An 18935-nucleotide genomic window follows, 5' to 3' on the forward strand; every position below is an offset into this window, starting at 1 on the left:
AGGATTTAGATATTCGATAGTGGAATTTCCGGCTTATCGGGAATCTCTGTGAAATCTGGGTGTTCAGAGGGAGGGACGGCTTCATGCTGCCGCTACCGCCTCGATGACACGCATTTTTTTCCACTTCCCGTGACGGTAGCGCAAATAGAATGCCACGCCCAGGGCGGCGATATAGAGCGTAATCAACACCCAGGCAGTATAGATGCCTGCCTCGAAAATTTCTATCGCCAGGTAGATGGGTAGAATCATCACGCCGCAAGACAATGCCGCAATGGTCCCCAGGATAAACTGCGTGTCGCCGGCCCCCTTCAAGGCTCCCGAGAAAACCAGGTTCATGGCATCGAACAGGCAGAACAGGGCCACAAATCGGAGCAGGACGATGCCCAGTTTCGAGATCCGGCCGGAAAGGGCCGGATCGACATGGTTGTTTTCGAATAGGGCGAGCAACGGCTCGGGGACAAGCGTAAAAATGGCCACCATGAGGACCATGTAGGTTATGGCAATGTGCAGCGAGCTGGTGGTGGCGATCACGGCGTCATCCGGCTGTCCGCTGCCGATGGCCTGCCCGACCAGCGTCGTCGTGGCGATATGAACGCCGAACATGGGCAGAAAGGCCAGCGATTCGATGGAAAGCACGATGTTGCTGGCGGCAAGCTCGAGGTCGCCCAAGCGCCCCAGCATCTGAATGAAAAAGGCGAAACCGAATATCTCCAGGAAGAATTGTCCGCCGCTGGGCAGTCCGTAGCGCATCAACCTGGCGAAAAGGTCCCCGTCCCAGCGTCTGTTTCTCCACGTTCCAAACTGGCTGCGGTTATGACGGTTGAAGATCAGCAGGATAAAGATAATGTTGATGAGGGCGGATGCCGAGACCGTGGCGATGGCCGCCCCGACGATGCCGAGGACGGGAAAGGGCCCCACGCCGTAGATCAGGCAGTAGTCTAACGGGATATTCAGCGCGGCCCCGGCCAGATGAACCCACATGACCGCCCAGGTCAGGCCCCGACCGGTGTAAAAGCAGGACAAGGCAGAGCTTAACACGACCAGTCCGGCACCCAGAGTCAATATGTTGAAATAGGCGATCTCCAGTTCCCGAACAGGGGGCGAGTGCCCGATTAAAGCGAATAGCGGCCTTGAAAGAAAGTAAAACGAGGCCAGGATGCATGCCGATATGAGTGCGAAATACCCCCCCTGCCATATGGCCGCACCAACGCGTTCCAGCCTTTTTGCTCCGGTGTACTGGGCGACAAAGGCATTGGTGTAGCTGGCCACCCCCATGAAGAAAGAGATCAGGGTAAACGAAAGAATGCCGGCCGGCAGGGCGGCGCTGATGGCCTCCACCCTGTAGTTGGCCAGAAAAATCCGATCGGTAAACTGCATCAGGGTGATGGTGCCCATGGAGGCGATCAGTGGCAGGCTGATCGCCAGGACCTGGCGATAGCCCTGGGACCGTTTCCAGCGATGATTAAGTAGATCGATAACGGACAAAGGGGGTTCCTTCCTCGATGTGGTCGAACGCGCCGGTCGTGTGCGCCGGTCATGTGCGGCCGGTAAACGGCCTCCATGAGCTGTTGTTGAAAAGTCGTTTTCAGGGTCGGTTCCATTTTTAACTTCCTGCTTTCTCGATTCTCACCGGCACCGCTTTCAACAGAGGGAAGCCGCTGATGGGGTCATTGACCATGTCCATGGTCGTAAAATTGATCCGCCATTCTTCCCAGCCATGATACATTTCGACGACGCCTTTTCGAAGCTCCCCCGCCTGAACGATTTTGGCCGGAACCAACAGCGCGCCTATTTTAGAGACAATGCGCACCTGATCGCCGTTTTCGATGCCCAAATCGGACGCGTCTTCGGGGTGGATCTCCACTTCGGCGAGCGGGTGGACCCTGCGAAAGTGTTTAAGGTTCTGATGCCGCGAATGGTAAAGCAGGGTTTTGCGGGCGCCTGTGGTCAGCAGGAGCGGGTAGTTTTTGGAGGGGTGGCGCAGGTGATAGGGCCGCACATATTCGGGAATACCGGCATGGCCTTTTTCCTGAAGGTAGGCGGAGACAAATTCTATTTTACCGGACGGTGTGGGCAGGGGGCGGGACAGGTGCTTTTTAAAGGTCAGGGGGCGGTACTGAATGCCTTCCGGATGGTTCTGGAGCTCTTCCAGGGAGATGCCCGAAGGTTCCAGGATATGGGCGTTCACCCGGGTTTCATCCTCCCAGGGAAAATACCGCTCCCCGAAGCCCAGACGGAAGGCCAGGTCCCTCCAGAGAGTGTATTCATCCTCGATGCCCGGTATTTGGGCGACCTTTCTGGTCAGATAGACGCGTTGGTATTTGGGATCGATGTGCACTTCCGACCGTTCCAGGAACGTCGCTGCCGGCAGGATGTAGTGGGCCAGCTGGGCGGTTTTGGTCATGAAAAGGTCGTTGACCACCAGCAGGTCCAGACGTTTCAGGGCGCTTTCCACCTTGGTGGTGTTGGGGTTGGTCACTGCCGGATTGGCGCCGGTCAGAATGAGGCCTTTCAGCGGATATTTTCCGTGCCCGAGCATGGCATCCATGGCCGTCATGGTGTGGCACTCCCTGCGCAGTTCATAGAGGATGGGAAAGCGGTCCTTCCCGATAGGCATTTCATGGTCAAGGGGCTTTTCATCGTACAGGGTGAGCCGGTTTCTGGGCATCTCCTCGGGCCAGATGAGACCGCAGGGGATGTCCAAAGCTCCGGTGAGACAGGCCAGAATGGCCAGGGCGCGGGCGTTGTTCACGCCGTTGTCGTGGTGTTCCAAGCCGGCCCCCATGTAAAGGCTGATTTTGGGGCGGGTGTCGATGACCAGGTTACCGATGCGTTCGACCACATCGGCATAGACGCCGGTTTCACGCTCCACCAGGTCGGGTGTGAATTTCTGGGCGTATCGGGCAATGGCTTCAAACCCGGTGCTGTATGTCTCGACCAACTCGTGGTCGTAGGCTCCGGCATTGATGAGGATTCGGATCAGTCCCCAGGCCAGGGCGCCGTCGGTGCCGGGAATAGGCTGGGCAAAAACATCGGCATAGCAGGCGATGGGGTTGAGCCGCGGGTCGATCATCACCAGTTTGGCGCCCCTGGCCCTGGCATCGGTAAACTCACCCATAAATGGTGTGTGGCACACCGGCGGATTGGTGCCGAACAGCAGAATCAGGTCCGCCTCGGCATAATATGGGAAGGGATTCCAGAAGCCGACGACCAGGTGATGCCCGAGAAAACGGCCGTTGTAACAGGCCGAGTCATTGGAAAAGTAGTTGGGTGTGCCGAAGGCGTGGGCAAATCTTCGGACGTATTCTTCCTGCTGCAGAAAACCGACGGCCTCGCCTTTCCATACCCCCATGCTGCGGGCGCCGAAACGATTCTTGATCTGCAGGGTTTTTGCGGCGATTTCATCCAGGGCCCGTTCCCGGTCGATGGGGGCAAATGATCCGTCGGGCTGCCGCTTCAAGGGCTTCAGGAGGCGCTTGGGATGATAAAACATGTCCAGGGCCGCCTTTCCGCGGGGGCACATTTTGCCCTTGTTGACAGGGTTGCCTTCCATGGGACGCACGTCCACCAGTTCCCCTTTTTCGACATGAAGGACGATGCTGCAGCGGTTGCTGCACATTCTGCAGAGGGTCGGAAGGGTCCCTTTTTCGATCACGGCGCTGTGGGTCACGGCAGGGCATCCCCATCGTCGGGAATCGCGCGAAGCCCCAGGTGCACCTCGGGATGGTTCTTCCTGCGTTCCGCAATTGATTGCAGACTGTCAAAATGGAGGGCCCCGGCCATGCACACCTGAACACACCTGGGATCGCCCCCGCAGAGGTCGCACTTGGTGGCCCGGCGGGAAACGGTATCCAGATCCATATATCCGAAGGGACAGGCGACGGTGCACATGCCACAGGCAATACACACGCTGCGGTCGACGAGGACGGCCGACGTCAGCGGATCGCGGGACAGCGCATCCACCGGGCACACGGCCAGGCAAAGGGCGTTGGCACACTGCAGACAGGTGCCGGCGAAGATGCGTCGTTGCTGCATATCCACACTGACAAAGATATTGGCCGTTTCGCCGGCGTGCCGTTCGCTTCGATGAAACCGACAGGCCTGCTCACAGTTCAAGCAGGCAATGCACCTGTCGAGGTCTACGGTTACAATTTTCATATAGCGCTTCTATCCGAAATCATCCGGTTTGGATCTACCTATTGAAAAACGATACAAGCTCGAGGTTGCCCACGGCTTTTTCCACCGTCTCGATGATTTCCCCGGTGCGGATCAGGGCAACCATTTTATCGATGTCCTGCCCCAGTTCGCGGTCTTTGTCAAGATAAGACACGTGTTCCCGGATGATCCGGTAGGCTTCCCGGGTTCCTCTGCCCCAGACGAGTTTTTTCTTTTCCGTCAGGAGGTCGTAGGCCTGGGCCGCGCAGAGCATTTCTACGGCAATGACATGCTCGACATTGTCCAGGATTTCCCGGCACTGCCTGATGGCGATGGTGCCCATGCTGACGTGGTCCTCTTTGTTGGCGGAGGTGGGGATGGAGTCCACGCAGGCGGGATGGGCCAGCACTTTGTTTTCCGAAACCAGCGCTGCAGCGGTGTACTGGGCGATCATAAATCCGGAGTTGAGACCGCCGTTTTTGACGAGGAAGGCCGGCAGTTCGCTCAGTTGCGGATTGACCATGCGCTCGGTGCGCCGTTCGGACACATTGCCGAGTTCGGCGATGCCCATGGAGAGGTAGTCGGCCGCCATGGCGATGGGCTGTCCGTGAAAGTTGCCTCCCAGGCGGATTTCCCGTGTGTCGGCAAAAACCAGGGGGTTGGTGGTGGTGGCATTGATTTCGATGTCCACAACATGGCGGGCATGCACGACCGCATCCTTGCTGGCGCCGTGGATCTGGGGAGAGCATCGCAGGGTATAGGCGTCCTGCACACGGGCACACCCCGCGTGGGAGAGGATAATTTCGCTTTCAGCGGTCAGTCGCAGCAGGTTGTCGGCCGAGGCCACCTGGCCGGGGTGCGGGCGGATCTCATGGATGCGCGGATCGAACTCCGAGTTGCTGCCCATGAGCACTTCCAGGCTCATGGCACAGGCGATATCGGCCAGTTTGGCCAGGCGGATGGCATCATGCACCACCAGGCTGGCAATCCCGGTCATCACCTGGGTGCCGTTGATCAGGGCCAGGCCTTCACCGGCAGCCAGATCCAGCGGTTCCAGGCCGATGCTTGCCAATGCCTTTGCGCCGTCCATGCGCTCATCACCATGAAAGGCTTCCCCTTTGCCGAGGAGGACCAGCCCCAGGTGGGCCATGGGCGCCAGGTCGCCGCTGGCTCCCACGGATCCCTTTTCCGGGACCACGGGCGTCACGTCATCATTTAAGAAAGCCATCAGGTATTGCAGGGTTTTCAAGGAGCAGCCCGAATACCCCATGAACAGGTCGTGGAGGCGCACGGCCATGACGGCCCTCACCACATCCTGCGGCAGGGGTGCTCCGATGCCGGCGGCGTGGCTCATAATGACCTTGTGCTGCAGCCGGCGCGTGTCGGATGCGGAAATAGGGACATTGCACAAGGCGCCGAATCCGGTGGTGATGCCGTAGATCGCCTTCTTTTCCCTGATCCACCCGTCGATCAGCCGGCGGGTACGCTCAACGCGCTGCCCCCCTTTGGAAGAGGCTTTCACCGGGCATCCGAAGCGGGCAATGGCGACGACGTCGTCGAGGGTCAGCTTTTGCTTGTCGATGATGACGGGTTTCATATGACACCCCAAATTTTCTTTGACCAGAATCCGGCGGGCACAGGCCATGCCTCGGTTTGATATGGTGTTTTGAAAAATGAACCCGCCACCCGCTTAGGGCATACGGAGCCTTATTCGGACAAACACTATAACCGACCTCTGTCTTTTTTCAATGTTCTGCGCTCATTTCCTGTTAAAGCTTTCATCCACCAGGCGTTCGACCAGATCGTCCCGTGCAACAAAAGGGACGGTGATGTGGCCCACCCCCCGGTTCGACCGGTTGAAAGCCTTGCTGACTTCCATGGCATTGGCGTTCCTGGCCCAGCTACGCCGGGCCACGCCGCCCATAACATCCCAGGAGATGGCGGATCGGATGGTGTCGTCCACCCGCTGGCTGCCGTCCAGCACCAGACCGAAACCGCCGTTGATGGCGTTGCCGATTCCCGTACCGCCGCCGTTGTGCAGCGCCACCATGGACATCCCCCTCGCGCAGTTGCCGGCAAAACAGTGGGTGGCCATGTCGGCCATGACATTGCTGCCGTCCCTGATGTTGGCAGTTTCACGGAAAGGGGCGTCCGTCCCGCCCGGATCATGGTGGTCTCTTCCGATCATGATGGGCCCCACGTCGCCCCTTCTCACCATTGCGTTGAATTTCAGGGCGATGTTGATTCTCCCTTCGGCATCCTGGTAGAGGATGCGCGCCTGGGTTCCCACAACCAGGCGGTTCTTCTCGGCATCCCGGATCCAGACCCAGTTGTCGCGGTCCTGAAATCTGCGGTCGGGATCGATGCACGCCAGGGCGGCCTTGTCGGTCTTGACGAGATCGTCGTGTCTGCCGCTCAGGCATACCCAGCGAAAAGGGCCGTAGCCGAAGTCAAAGATGCGGGGCCCCATGATGTCCTCGAAGTAAGACGGGAAGATGAAGCCGTCTTTTTCATCCACACCGTTTTTGGAGATGCGGGTGACGCCGGCATCGAAGACGGCTTTGAGGAAGGCATTGCCGTAATCGAAAAAGAAGGCGCCCCGTTCTGTCAGGGTTTCGATCAGGTCGATATGGCGGCACAGGCTTTTATCCACCAGCTTGCAGAAGGTGTCACGGTCTTCAGCCAACAGCCGCGTTCTTTCTTCGAAAGAGATGCCCTGGGGGCAGTATCCCCCATGGTGGGCGACATGGCAGGAGGTCTGGTCCGATAGAAGGTCGATCTTTTCGTTGTTGTCCACGGCGTAGGCTAAAAGGTCGACGATGTTGCCGTGAAAGGCGATGGATGCGGGACGGTCTGACCGCAATGCCTTGCGGGCCGTGGCAAACGCTTCGGCAAGGTCTGTGGTAACGTGGCCGACCCAACCCTGGGAATGACGTGTCTGAATTCTGGACGCATCCACTTCGGCGATGATGGAAACGGCGCCGGCAATTTCCGCAGCCTTGGGCTGTGCCCCGCTCATCCCCCCCAAGCCGGAAGAAACGAACAGTCGCCCCTTGAGGCTGGCTTCTCTGCCCAGGCCGAACCTGATTCTACCGGCATTCAACAGGGTGTTGTAGGTACCGTGGACGATTCCCTGGGGGCCGATGTACATCCATCCGCCGGCGGTCATCTGCCCATAGCTGGCCACGCCCATCTGGGCGGCGACTTCCCAGTCGTCGAGGTTGTCATAAATGCCCACCATGAGGCCGTTGGTAATGATCACCCGCGGGTTGGACGGGCGCGATTCGAAGAGGCCCAAGGGATGCCCGGAAGCCATCACCAGGGTCTGGTCTTCGGTCATTGCTTCCAGGTACATCTTTATCAGGCGATACTGCATCCAGTTCTGACAAACGCTGCCGGTTTCGCCGTAGGTGACCAACTCGTAGGGGTAGAGGGCCACGTCGAAATCCAGATTGTTGTCGATCATTACCTGGAAGGCCTTGGCGGCCAGACACCGGCCCCGGTACTGGTCGATGGGTTTGGCCTTGACCGGGCCGGCGGGCCGGAAGCGGTAACCGTAGACCCTTCCCCGGGTGGTCAGTTCCTTCATAAATTCAGGGGCTAATTTTTCGTGCAGGTGGGGGGGGATGTACCGCAGGGCGTTCTTGAGCGCCGTCTCCGTTTGGGCCTGGCTCAGGCGGAATCCGCGATCCGGCGCCCGGCGGATGCCCGGGGCAAATTCGGGGTGCTCGGGCAGGACAGGAGCGAGTTGGAACCGGGTCACGTTATCGTCGTCGGCTGGCATGGTCATGGGAACACCTCCATCAAGAACCGGTCTGTCTTCGATAATCGTTCGGAGAACGCTGACCCCAGGGTTGCAACTGTGGGGTTGATGTGTCCTATACCTACTCAATTTAGGCTATAGTATGATCCTTTTAAAAATTCAATTACAGCCGGCCTTCCGGCTTCATTTTATGGCGTTATTCCTGCAGCCATAAAAATGATCTTGATCTTGGAACGCCGAGACTTGTATATACAAGCTGTATGTTTCATCAATCCCCCGGGGTTGTCAACACGAATTTATTCTCATCGTTACAATGTTGAGGGTGGGAAAGAAAGTTGGAAAACATGTTTATTTAGATCATTCTTAAAATGTGGAACGCTCATATTGATTGGCTGCAGATGGAAGCGGGTGGCGATGGCAAAACGATATCCCAAATATGAACAGATCAAGGACTATGTGGTCAAGGGCATCAAGGCGCGCCATTTTACCGAAGCCGTTCCTTCCGAAAATCAGCTGGCCCGGCGGTTCGGCGTCAGCCGCATGACAGCGCGCAAGGCCATTGACGCCCTCGAACGCGAAGGCTTTGTGGAGCGCAGTCCGGGCAAGGGCACTTTCGTAAAAAAAAGGCAGCATTACACCACCGGTTTTTTCAAGGTGCGGCCGTTTCAAAGGTGGGCCGACGATCTCAATGTGGAACTTACCACCGACGTCCTGGAGGCCGGGGTGGTCGAACCGCCGGCGCATGTGGCCGAAAAACTGCAGTCGGACGGTCAGGTGATCATCATGCGCCGGTTGTGGTATTTTGATAAAAAACCGGTTCGTTATGAAATCCGCTATCTGCTTCCGGATATTTGTGCCGGGATTCTTTTCGAAGATTTGGAAAATGCATCGATCCACAGCATTCTCATCAACAAGTACAAGCTGCCCCTGACCCGGATCAGCCAGAGCATGGAGGCGATTGTCCTTTCCAGAGAGACCGCCGCCCTTTTTCAAGTGGATGCCGGCTATCCGGCATTCCACATCAAGCGCACGACCTACTCTGGCGACGATCCGGTTACCTATGTGGAATACACCATGCGGGGTGAAATGGCCTTCAGGGACACCTTTTCACCTCAGTTCGACCCAGCGGATTTTTTCTAGAACCGCGACATTTTCTCGAAAGGCGCACCGCCGAATAGGCAGGCACCTGTGATTAGCAGCGATCGGCGGGTGGCCGCTGCTTTGTAATGCAAAAGTTACGGCTTGACAGGCAAAAGCGTCAACTTGTATATACAAGTTTATGGTCGGATTCAAATGCCATCGACAATCAGACGTACCTGAAAAAATTTGGGTTAATAGTGGTTGTCATGCTTACGTTGCACCGATCGCTCAACTTGGGATAATCTAAAGGAGGCAGCCAATGTCGTTGGAGGAATTGAGCAAGCTGGTGGAAGACGGTGAAACCGAGACAGCACAGGAACTGGCAGGGAAACTGCTGGCGGATGGTACGGATCCGCTTGAAATGATTGCCGAAATGACCCGGACCATGGCCCATGTGGGGGACCTTTTTTCCAAACTGGAGATTTTTTTACCCGAAATCATGCTGGCCGGAGAGGCGCTGACCGGTGTGGTCGAAGTCCTGTCCCCCTATCTTGAAGCGGTGGGCGGCCAGGAAGTCAAGGGCAAGATCGTGATCGGTGTGGTCAAGGGTGACCTGCATGAGATCGGCAAAAACATTGCCAAGCTGATTCTGGAAACCAGCGGCTTCGAGGTCAAGGACCTGGGCTACAATGTCGATCCGCTTACCTTCATCAAGGAAGCAGAAGCCATGGGTGCCGATGTCATCGGCGCGTCTTCCCTGATGACCACCACCATGCCGCGTCAAAAGGAGATCATCGAGATCATGGAAGCCAAAGGAATCAGGGACCGATTCAAGGTCGTTATCGGCGGCGCACCCACCTCCCAAATGTGGGCCGATCAGATCGGCGCGGATCTCTATTGCCGCGAGGCAAAGGATATACCGGAATTGCTGGTGAATCTACTTCACTAAGGATTCAAGGATTCGAGTGAAATAGAAATTAGCTTTTAGCTGACAGATCATAGCTCATAGTATGCTATCAGCTATAAGCTATGACCTTTTTTCCCTCGGCCCCTTGATCCCTTGGGTCCTTTTTTTGTCAAAGTATGAAAAAGGATAATATCAGATCTCGTGACATTGACCGAGAATTATTACAAGGAGATGTAACATGACCACAGCCTACAGGCACTGGGAAATTCTGGAGCGTTCCCAGACCGGCCCCTTTATGGACGAGGATGATTTCCTGCCGCGGCTTTTTACGCCCACGCTGAAAAAGCTCATCAAGAAGTACGAAATCAAGTACGATCCCGCGAACCCCTGCCCGACGGATGACGACATGGCCGACCGGATCTGGCAGGCGGCCTGGGATCTGTTCCGGGAGGTGGGCTACTACAACACCGATACCCACCGCATCATCCAGGTCAGCGACGAGGAAATCCGCGAAGCGCTGTACATGGCCCATGATCAGTACTGGGTGGGTGCGGGCAAGGATGCCGTGTTGTGGAAACACCGCCAGGTTGAGGACACGGATCCACCCTTTTGCATCATGAGCCCGGACATCACCTGCGACGAGCAGTACCACCAGTCCATCTGCATGGCCTATCTCAAAGAACCGCTCCTCGACGGTATCTGCGGGCCGATTCTGGAGGAGACGTTTGGTCACCTGATTTCCTCTTCGGGTCCTACGGAAATCAGCGGATGCATTCAACATATCTACAACCAAAAAATGGCGGCAAGGCTGCTGGGTCGTCCCGGAACCTTCATGGTGGCCGTGGGCACCGCCGAGCATGACAGCGGACAGATCGCGGTCTCCAACGATGAGTGGGGGGTTCAGAAAACAGACGCCCGCCTGGTGGGATCCCTGACCGAATTCAAGACAGCGGACACCTTGTTGAACCGTTCCCTGCACTACGCGCAGTACGGATGCTTTACCGGCAACCTGACCGGGGCGATTTACGGCGGATGGTGCGGCGGGTCCGAAGGCACGGCCGTCACCACGGTGGCGTACAGCCTCATCGGTCTGGTAATCCACGGGGCCGTTTTCAACCAGCACTTTCCCTTTCATCTGAACTACGGCTCCAATACCACCCGCGAGCTGTTGTGGCCCGTTGCCATGGCCGGCCAGGCTCTGGCCAGAAACAGCCGGCTTTTGCAGACCTCCAACGGGTTCGCCAATGCGGGCCCCATGACGGAGATGCTGTTCAGGGAAACGGCCGTGCACGCCATGGTGTCCACGGTAACCGGTTGGCATTTGTGGGAGATGGCTTCTGCACGCAATAAATACAGAAACCGGGCCACGCCCCTGGAAGCGCGCATCGGTATGGAAGTGGGGCACGCCGTGGCCCGGCAGGGACTTTCCAGGGCCGAAGTGAACGAGATCGCCAACCGGCTCCTGGCCACCTACGAAGACAGTGCAGCGGATGCGCCCATGGGATCGGAATATCAGGAATGCTACGATGTGGCCAAGGCGGTGCCGACCCAGGAGCACTACGACATGTTCCGCCGGGTGAAGGACGAAATTGCCGGCATGGGGATCGAATTTCCATTTTAACCGAAAGAAGCATTACCAAAATGAACTTTATATTTCGTGCGTTCGTGATGAAGGCTTAAGAAAAACACTGAACCACAAAGGCACAAAGGACACAAAGATGGCTAAGCAAATGTTGATCGACGCCACCCGCGGAAAAAAAACCGAAAAGGCGCCCTGGTTGCCCTATGCCGGATGCAACTGCGCCTATTTGATCCAGGAAAAGGCGGACCGGTTTTTCAAGGATGCCGACCTGTTGGCAAAGGGAGTCGTGACGGCCGCCGCCACCTATCATGCAGACGGCATTCCCCTGTTGTTCGATCTTTCGGTCGAAGCCGAAGCTGTGGGCTGTGAGCTGGAGTTCTGGGAGGACAATGTTCCTTCGGTCAGAACCCATCCCTGTGAAAAAGAAACGCCCGAGGAACTGGGCATGGGGCTCTTTACCCGGGAGAGTGGACGCTGGCCGGTCATTTTCGAGGCAGCGGCCAAGACCAAGCCGCAGCTGGACGAAATGGACTGCGCCATGCTCGGCCTGGCAGCGGGCCCCCTGACCCTGGCCTCGCATCTGGCCGGCGTGCGCATCTTCACGGCTGTAAAGAAAAACAAGGCATTTGCCCATGCGGTTACCGCCTATGCCGGCAGACTGTGCGCCGAGTCAGTCAGGTACTATGCGGAAATGGGGTGCGACATCATCGCCATCGTGGACCCGGTAGCCTCCCAGATTCGACCGGAAACCTTTCGGGAATTCGTGACACCCAACTGCCAAGAAGCGATAGCGGCCATTCACGCGGCCGGCAAGACGTCGACCTTTTTTATCTGCGGCGACTGCACCAAGGTCATCGAAGAGGTCTGTCAGACGGGCACCCATGGCTTTGCCGTCGACGAGCAGATGAACATGAACTTCATCCGCGACATCGCCATGAAATACAACAAGGGCTTTGGCGGTAATTTGAAACTGACCCTGGCCCTCAGTCTGGGGCTGCTGTCCCCCAGGGAAGATGCGCTGGCAAGCCTGGCCGCCGGCGGTACCAGGGGCTACACCTTTGCTCCCGGCTGAGACCTTCCTTTCGATGTTCCGGCGGAACATCTGATTCAGGCCTACGAAGCCCGGGAGTGGTTTGATGAGCATTATCCGAAGTATCCGGATGTTGGATGAAACAGTACAGAAATCTAGCTCAAGCGTGGGGGGAGTTTTAGCTTAAAAGCCTTGTCATTCCCGCGAAAGCGGGGATCCAGGGCAAATAGCTAATCGCTTTCTGGATCCCCGCCTTTGCGGGGATGACGGAAAAAACACCCTGATGGCTCATCTAACCGATAATCTTGGTAGAGCCATTAATTTAGATAGGATCCTCATACGTATATAAAATGAGGTCAACACCATGGATTCGGAAATTGGAGTGGAATGACTGATGAATGACAAAATCAAAATCGATGTATTGACCCTGGACAGTGTGCAGTGTGCGGCCTGCGGCTACATGATGGAGTCCATCGCGGCGCTGCCGACCGACGTGCAGGCGATGATTGCGTACAGAGAGTGGTCGATCAAGACCAGGGACGGCATCGCCATGTTCACCAGGCTCAAGGGCAAGGTGCTTCCCACCATCTGCATCGAGGAGGATCTGGTTTTTCAGAGCATGATTCCCCAGTACGAGGAGTTGATCGATGCCCTGGCCGAAAGAGCGCATTCAGGTGAACAGCGTGAGCGCATCCTGTCCCTGCGGGACGAGGGTTTTGACTTCGACAACATCAAGTCAAACCTGGACAAGGCCGGTTCCGGGCGGAATTTGCGTACGGGTCGCTGAGAGATATATTTCGACGCCATTTCAAAGCGGGATGACTTGAAGGCTGCGATGACGGAGAGGCTGCAGCCAACCGCTATAGAAGGTAAGAAAAGCAGAAGGAGCGGTATTAACATGGGGGCGACAACCGATGTGTTTCTGATCACCGGTTTTCTGGGAAGCGGCAAGACCACTTTCCTGAACCGGATCATCAAGGCGTTCCCAAGGGATCGTAGCCTCATGATCCTGATGAACGAATTCGGCGACCTGGGCGTGGACGGGGCTCTGGTGGAAGGGGAGGATCTGGACATGCTGGAGATCAGCAGGGGATCGATCTTCTGTGTCTGCGTCAAAACCGATTTCATCAGGGGGCTGGCGGATATCGCCAAAAACAAGCGTCCCGACGTCCTGCTGATCGAAGCAACCGGCGTGGCCAACCCCACGGACGTGAAAAAGGACCTCGAGCTGTCGATTTTTAAAAACCGGTTTCAGCTCAAGGAGCAGTTCTGCCTTATCGATGCCGCCAACTTCGAGGATGTCTACGATACCTTCACATCGGTTGAAAAACAGCTGGAAAGCGCCACACTTTTTATCATCAATAAAATCGACGAAGCCGACGCCGCTGCCGTCGCCAGAGTTCGGGAAATTGTCAGACGGCACCATCCGGAGCCGGCAATCATCGAAACCCGATATGCGGACATCCCCCTGGAAAATTATCTTTCCACCCGGGACCTTTTGAGCGGTGATCGTCTGCCGGATATTTCCCCGGCGGAACTTGACCGTTTCATTGACGGCCTCATGGCAGCGCCCGGGCTCTCCATGATGCCGGCCGATCAATTGGTGTCAAAGACGGTCGCCTGGGCCGGCGGAAGCCGCCAGTCCCTTGCCGAAATGGTTGATAAAATGCCCGCCGGAATTCTGAGGGCCAAAGGGATTGTTCAGGCCGGCGACGGCGTGTATCTGTTTAACTGCGTGATGGGCAAGAGCCGGTTTGAAAGGGTCGCCGCAAGGACAGGCATGGCCGCCATCATGAACCGGTTGGTTTTCATCGGAACCCCTGAAGCGATGGAACGACTAGAGAAGGTCGAGTTCAAGGACCTGTTTCAGGAGAAGTAATCAATACATCGAGGATGATACCATGGTAACGCCAACAGACGTCACGTCGCAGTGCCTGCCCACCTACAGGATGCTCACCCCGGATCAGATCGAGCATATTCACACGGCCACCCTGGAACTGCTGAAAACCGTGGGCGTCAAGGTGATGGCTCCGGAGGCCGTCGCCATGCTGGCCGGCGCCGGCTGCGAGGTAACGTCAGGGAATATTGTCAAGATACCCAATCGGCTGGTGGAGGCGTCGATTGCCAGCGCGCCTTCGTGGATTACCATCTACAACCGTCTGGGGAAGGAAGCCATGCATCTGGGGGGCCGCAAGAGCTATTTCGGTCCGGGCACGGACCTGATCAAGACGTACGACCTGGAAACCGGCGAATTGCGCGCATCGCAGCTTATCGATGTGGCCAATGCCGCCCGCGTGGCCGATGCTTTGGAGGAGATCGACTTTCTCGGTTCCTACGCCCTGCCTTTCGATTCCCCCACCAACCTGATGTACATCGACTCCTTTAAAACCCAACTGGAGAATTCCATCAAACCGATCTTTTACACGGCGGCCGGAGTGGCCGACATTGCCGTGATCAACGCCATGGCGGCGGCAGTAATGGGCGGAGAGGATGCGTTGAAAGCCAAGCCGATCCACATCCATTACGCCGAGCCGCTGACGCCGCTGACGCATTCCTCCGGTGCCATTCAGAAGCTCTTTTTTTGTGCCGACAAGGCCGTGCCGGTATGTTACACGCCCGGTATGATGTCCGGGGCCAGCGCACCGGTGACCCTGGCCGGCGCTATTACGGTGGGCAATGCCGAAGCTTTGAGCGGGATCGTCATGCATCAACTGCGGAAAAAGGGCGCTCCCATTATTTCAGGATTCGGCATGTCCACCCTGGACATGAAGACGTCGGCGTGTGTCTACGGCTGCCCGGAATATCGCCTGGCCCTGTCGGCCTGTGCGGATCTCTATCACTACTACGGCGTTCCCATGTGGGGCACGGCCGGGGTCAGCGATGCGCACGCCCCGGATGAACAGGCGGGCGTGGAGTGGTCCATCTCCCTGCTCGCGGCGGGCCTGGACGGGGCCAACCTCGTTCACGACGTCGGCTACATGGGACAGGGGCTGGTGGGCTCGCCGGCGGCTCTGGTGATGAATGCCGAGATCATCAGCTACGTGCGCCGCGTCATCGAGGGCTTTGACATCGATGCGGAACACATCGGTATGGACGTGATCCGGGAGGTCGGACCCCAGGGGGCCTATATCGCCACGCCGCAGACCAGGCAGTATTTCAAACAAGAGCACTGGCAGCCGCAGCTTTTCAACCGTGAAACCCTGGAACCCTGGATAGCCCGGGGAAGGAAAACGTGGGGTGCCAAAGCCGTAGAAAAAGCCAAACAGCTCCTTAAAAACCACCGTCCGCAAAAGCTGCCCGAAGATGTGCGCAGCACCCTCGATCGGCTGCGTCAAGCGGCCCTCGAAAAACTCGAGGGTGAACACATAGGCGCATAGACCGATTGTCACAATTCTGTTGCGTTTCATCCATGTCAATCGGAACGCATTTTTGGCAACCCGTATTAGCAGGAAGACAGCATGAAAAGGCTGCTGCCGCCCAATCCTTTTAGATGTCCACATACCCCCAATTCAGGCTGCTGTTTTCACGCTGGGAAAGGCATCGATATTGGTGTGCGGCAAAAAAAGCGCCGACGTGTATTCATCCATGAATCCGCTGTTGCTGGAAAAATCGATATAGGTCATGCTGTTTGAGATATCACGCGCTTCATGCCGGTATTCGTCGCTCAACAGCGCCAAATATGCGCCGCCGATGGAACTGTTGCCCAGATATTTGAATTTGCTGCGGTCGATGTCCGGCAGCAGTCCGATGGTAACGGCTTTGTCGATATCGAGGTACTGCCCGAATCCGCCGGAGATCCAGATGCGGTCGACCATGGCAAAATCGAGGCCGGCCTGATTGAGCAGTACCGTAAAGCCGGCATATACAGCCGCCTTGCTCATCATGAGGCTGTTGATGTCGGTTTCCGTGAAGATGATGTCCTCGTCCATCTGCGTATCTTGCATAGGGGCAATGATATAGGCTTTCTGATCGTTTTCGCGCTTCATTCTCGGGTGGCTCTCGTCCAGTTTGAATTTACCATTGGGATCGATGATGCCTTTGAGCAGCATTTCCGAAATCAGGTCGATCATCCCCGATCCGCAAATTCCCCTGGCGGGGGCATTTTCGACGGTTTCATAGGATGGCGCACGGGTGTCGGGGTCGATGGTGATTTTTTCGATGGCGCCTTCCTCGGCCCGCATGCCCCAACGGATGCCGCCCCCCTCGAAGGCCGGGCCTGCCGAGCAGGCCGCCGTCATCAGCCAGTCCCTGTTTCCCAGCACAATTTCGCCGTTGGTTCCGACATCGATGAACAACGTCAGCGGCTCTTCACGGTGAAGGCCGGAATATAGCATTCCTGAAACGATGTCTCCGCCGACGTAGCTGGCGGGACCGGGCATGATGAAAACCGCGGCAATTGGATCGGCTTTGATGCCGATCTCCCCGGCTTTGAAGAAGGGGAATTCCGAGGCAGTGGGGATGTAAGGTTCCCGGCGGATGTAGCGCGGTTCGATCTTGAGCAGCAGATGCGTCATGGTGGTGTTGCCGGACAGGACGACATTTTTAATCTGCCGGTAGTCGCTTTCGGCGCTTTCCAGCGCTTCGCCGATCAGGTTGTTGATGGTGGACAAGACCATGCCGCTGAGCTTGTTGACCCCGTTTTTTTCTGCACAGATAATGCGGTTGATCACGTCGTCCCCGCAGGCGGCCTGCTTGTTATGGCCTGAGGTGGCGGCCAGAATGGAGCCGTCTCCCATGTCTACCAGGTAGACGACGATTGAGGTGGTGCCGACGTCGACGGCAAGGCCCAGCGATTTTTCATTGCCGTTGCCGGGAGCGACCTTCAGGATTTCGTTGGAGCATTTTTTTCGAATGACCGTTGCCTTGACCTTCCAATTTTCGTGGCGCATGGCATTGGAAAGCTCGCGCATGACGTTCAGCCCGACATTCATACGGCTGATATCGCAGCCGGCCTTTTTCAGGCCCCGGTTGAGCCTGTCCAGATCACTGACCGAGTCTTCCAGGGTCGGCGGCTGGAGCGTCAAGTTGATCTCTTTGATCATGGGGTCGATTTCCGTGACCAGCCCTTTGAATTTGGCGGACAATTCATTCCCGAGACCGGCAACTTTCAGTTTTCGCTCCACCGCTTCGGGCGGAATACTGACGACGACCTCTTCGCCCGGTTTTGCCTGACAAGCCAGTACATATCCTCTTTCCTTTTCCCGGGCCGTGAGAAGGGGGGTGTCTTCCGATTCCACAGTCCCGGATTCCAAAACCAGCTTGCATTTGCCGCAGGCGCCTTTGCCGTTGCAGGAGGCGTTGATGTGGACATCCGCTTTTTGGGCGGCGTCCAGCAGCGTCGATCCCGGTTCGACCTCAACGGTTGTATCTTGAGGCTGAAAGGTCACCCGACGGGCAGCTGCCTTCTCCAATGCCGCTTGTTGACGGGCCTCTCTCAGCTTGCGTTTGTGCTCATACCAAATGGGGCAGGCGCTGCGGAATTTACAGTAAATATTGGGATCGCGGCATTCGAGACACTCTTCGCAAAGATAGGTGCCGTGTTTGGAGCACATGTAATTGGTTTCACGATCCGGATGATTGATGCATTTTCCCATTTCTTATCCTTGGCAAGTGGTTTCGGCTGTCAAATCAAGTTTAACCTCAACTTAGTTTAACCTTCCGCGTTGAGATAAACCGAGCGTTTCACATTTCAAGATAGTAATACGATTGCATTAATTGTCAATAATGGACACTTGTGCCTCCGGCTTTTAAAATCAAGCTGCTTTTTTATTGTTATTGGTCGGACGTTCTTCCTCAGCCGGCGATATGACGTTGGCGGTGTTTTCGTTTTCGGGCAACCGCACCACCATGACCGGCCGGGAACACCTGCGGATAACGTCTGCGGCAACACTGCCGATGACGGCCTGGCCGAGCTTTCCGTGGCCATGGGTCCCCATGATGATCAGGTCATAGTTCCCCTGACGCGCCGTCGTCAAGATTTGCTCCACTGGATTGCCCACACGGATCTCCACGTTTTTTTCGTTCAACGGGCAGTGGGGGATTTCACGAGCCACTTTGCGCGAGGTTTCGCTGATCCGTTCGTGCACGGTTTTCTTGGCGGCTTCAATGCCTTTGATGTTGAAAGACTCCCACTCTTTTTTTCCCATGTGTTCGGCCAGATTTATGCCCGTTCCCATGGATATCTCTTCCACGATGTCCGGAATGATGTGCAGCAGGGTGACCTCGGCTTTATACTGGTGGCCGAGGCTGCAGGCGTAGCGGACAGCGTGGCGAGCTGTGTCGGACAGATCCGTGGCGTAAAGAATGCGTTTGATAGCAGGCACCATGACGTTGTCTTCCAGGGGCAACGGCTCGGGCATTTCCGTATCGAATGTATCGGGTTGGACAATTTCAGCAGGTCGGGCGCCCTTTGCCCTTT

The 18935-nt window shown here is 56.6% G+C and carries 14 protein-coding genes; 7 read left to right on the plus strand and 7 right to left on the minus strand.

All coding sequences use genetic code 11. The annotated features are described in order from the left end of the window. Window positions 1–81: 81 nt before the first annotated feature. The 5 genes from LJE94_00350 to LJE94_00370 form a co-directional block, all read right to left on the minus strand. Window positions 82–1485, minus strand: a complete 1404-nt coding sequence (locus LJE94_00350) for an MATE family efflux transporter (protein MCG6908554.1) — start codon at window positions 1483–1485, stop codon at window positions 82–84. Window positions 1486–1603: 118 nt separating this feature from the next. Continuing rightward, window positions 1604–3670 carry a molybdopterin-dependent oxidoreductase gene (locus LJE94_00355; GenBank protein MCG6908555.1) on the minus strand — a complete coding sequence of 689 codons (2067 nt, stop codon included), beginning with the start codon at window positions 3668–3670 and terminating at the stop codon, window positions 1604–1606. Beyond that, on the minus strand, window positions 3667–4158 hold the full coding sequence (locus tag LJE94_00360; GenBank protein MCG6908556.1) for a 4Fe-4S dicluster domain-containing protein: 492 nt from the start codon (window positions 4156–4158) through the stop codon (window positions 3667–3669). The genes LJE94_00355 and LJE94_00360 overlap by 4 nt, the downstream gene beginning before the upstream one ends. Before the next feature lie 34 nt (window positions 4159–4192). Then, complete coding sequence (gene hutH / locus LJE94_00365) at window positions 4193–5752, minus strand: histidine ammonia-lyase (protein ID MCG6908557.1); 1560 nt, start codon at window positions 5750–5752, stop codon at window positions 4193–4195. Between the two features lie 162 nt (window positions 5753–5914). Beyond that, the gene (locus LJE94_00370) at window positions 5915–7945 is read right to left on the minus strand and encodes a urocanate hydratase (protein MCG6908558.1); all 2031 of its coding nucleotides are present in this window, start codon (window positions 7943–7945) and stop codon (window positions 5915–5917) included. A 387-nt stretch (window positions 7946–8332) separates the two neighbouring features. Between LJE94_00370 and LJE94_00375 the strand changes: the two genes are divergently transcribed. From LJE94_00375 to LJE94_00405, 7 genes are all read left to right on the plus strand, one after another. Then, complete coding sequence (locus tag LJE94_00375; GenBank protein MCG6908559.1) at window positions 8333–9058, plus strand: GntR family transcriptional regulator; 726 nt, start codon at window positions 8333–8335, stop codon at window positions 9056–9058. A 259-nt stretch (window positions 9059–9317) separates the two neighbouring features. Further along, the gene (locus LJE94_00380; protein MCG6908560.1) at window positions 9318–9947 is read left to right on the plus strand and encodes a cobalamin-dependent protein; all 630 of its coding nucleotides are present in this window, start codon (window positions 9318–9320) and stop codon (window positions 9945–9947) included. Window positions 9948–10143: 196 nt separating this feature from the next. Continuing rightward, entirely contained in the window at window positions 10144–11526 is a 1383-nt protein-coding gene (locus tag LJE94_00385; GenBank protein ID MCG6908561.1) for a monomethylamine:corrinoid methyltransferase, read from the plus strand. Window positions 11527–11623: 97 nt separating this feature from the next. Then, entirely contained in the window at window positions 11624–12559 is a 936-nt protein-coding gene (locus tag LJE94_00390) for a hypothetical protein (protein ID MCG6908562.1), read from the plus strand. Between the two features lie 352 nt (window positions 12560–12911). Continuing rightward, on the plus strand, window positions 12912–13304 hold the full coding sequence (locus LJE94_00395; GenBank protein MCG6908563.1) for a hypothetical protein: 393 nt from the start codon (window positions 12912–12914) through the stop codon (window positions 13302–13304). Window positions 13305–13415: 111 nt separating this feature from the next. Next, on the plus strand, window positions 13416–14396 hold the full coding sequence (locus tag LJE94_00400; GenBank protein ID MCG6908564.1) for a GTP-binding protein: 981 nt from the start codon (window positions 13416–13418) through the stop codon (window positions 14394–14396). A gap of 22 nt (window positions 14397–14418) precedes the next feature. Continuing rightward, entirely contained in the window at window positions 14419–15894 is a 1476-nt protein-coding gene (locus LJE94_00405; protein MCG6908565.1) for a trimethylamine methyltransferase family protein, read from the plus strand. A gap of 132 nt (window positions 15895–16026) precedes the next feature. Here the strand turns inward: LJE94_00405 and LJE94_00410 are convergent, their stop codons facing one another. Together LJE94_00410 and LJE94_00415 are read right to left on the minus strand one after the other, a co-directional pair. Continuing rightward, window positions 16027–18111 (minus strand): ASKHA domain-containing protein, encoded by a 2085-nt coding sequence (locus LJE94_00410; GenBank protein ID MCG6908566.1) that lies wholly within the window; start codon window positions 18109–18111, stop codon window positions 16027–16029. Window positions 18112–18270: 159 nt separating this feature from the next. After that, window positions 18271–18843, minus strand: coding sequence for a universal stress protein (locus tag LJE94_00415; GenBank protein MCG6908567.1), 573 nt, complete (start codon window positions 18841–18843; stop codon window positions 18271–18273). Between the last annotated feature and the right edge of the window lie 92 nt (window positions 18844–18935).

This window comes from Deltaproteobacteria bacterium (assembly GCA_022340465.1).
In the GTDB taxonomy this organism is placed as follows: Bacteria; Desulfobacterota; Desulfobacteria; order Desulfobacterales; family B30-G6; genus JAJDNW01.

What these genes read in the sequence shown, in the direction of transcription:
- LJE94_00360 (MCG6908556.1), bottom strand. Translation starts at nt 4,158, where the DNA reads ATGAAAATTGTAACCGTAGACCTCGACAGGTGCATTGCCTGCTTGAAC.
- hutH (MCG6908557.1), bottom strand. Translation starts at nt 5,752, where the DNA reads ATGAAACCCGTCATCATCGACAAGCAAAAGCTGACCCTCGACGACGTC.
- LJE94_00370 (MCG6908558.1), bottom strand. Translation starts at nt 7,945, where the DNA reads ATGACCATGCCAGCCGACGACGATAACGTGACCCGGTTCCAACTCGCT.
- LJE94_00375 (MCG6908559.1), top strand. Translation starts at nt 8,333, where the DNA reads ATGGCAAAACGATATCCCAAATATGAACAGATCAAGGACTATGTGGTC.
- LJE94_00380 (MCG6908560.1), top strand. Translation starts at nt 9,318, where the DNA reads ATGTCGTTGGAGGAATTGAGCAAGCTGGTGGAAGACGGTGAAACCGAG.
- LJE94_00385 (MCG6908561.1), top strand. Translation starts at nt 10,144, where the DNA reads ATGACCACAGCCTACAGGCACTGGGAAATTCTGGAGCGTTCCCAGACC.
- LJE94_00390 (MCG6908562.1), top strand. Translation starts at nt 11,624, where the DNA reads ATGGCTAAGCAAATGTTGATCGACGCCACCCGCGGAAAAAAAACCGAA.
- LJE94_00395 (MCG6908563.1), top strand. Translation starts at nt 12,912, where the DNA reads ATGAATGACAAAATCAAAATCGATGTATTGACCCTGGACAGTGTGCAG.
- LJE94_00400 (MCG6908564.1), top strand. Translation starts at nt 13,416, where the DNA reads ATGGGGGCGACAACCGATGTGTTTCTGATCACCGGTTTTCTGGGAAGC.
- LJE94_00405 (MCG6908565.1), top strand. Translation starts at nt 14,419, where the DNA reads ATGGTAACGCCAACAGACGTCACGTCGCAGTGCCTGCCCACCTACAGG.
- LJE94_00410 (MCG6908566.1), bottom strand. Translation starts at nt 18,111, where the DNA reads ATGGGAAAATGCATCAATCATCCGGATCGTGAAACCAATTACATGTGC.
- LJE94_00415 (MCG6908567.1), bottom strand. Translation starts at nt 18,843, where the DNA reads ATGGTGCCTGCTATCAAACGCATTCTTTACGCCACGGATCTGTCCGAC.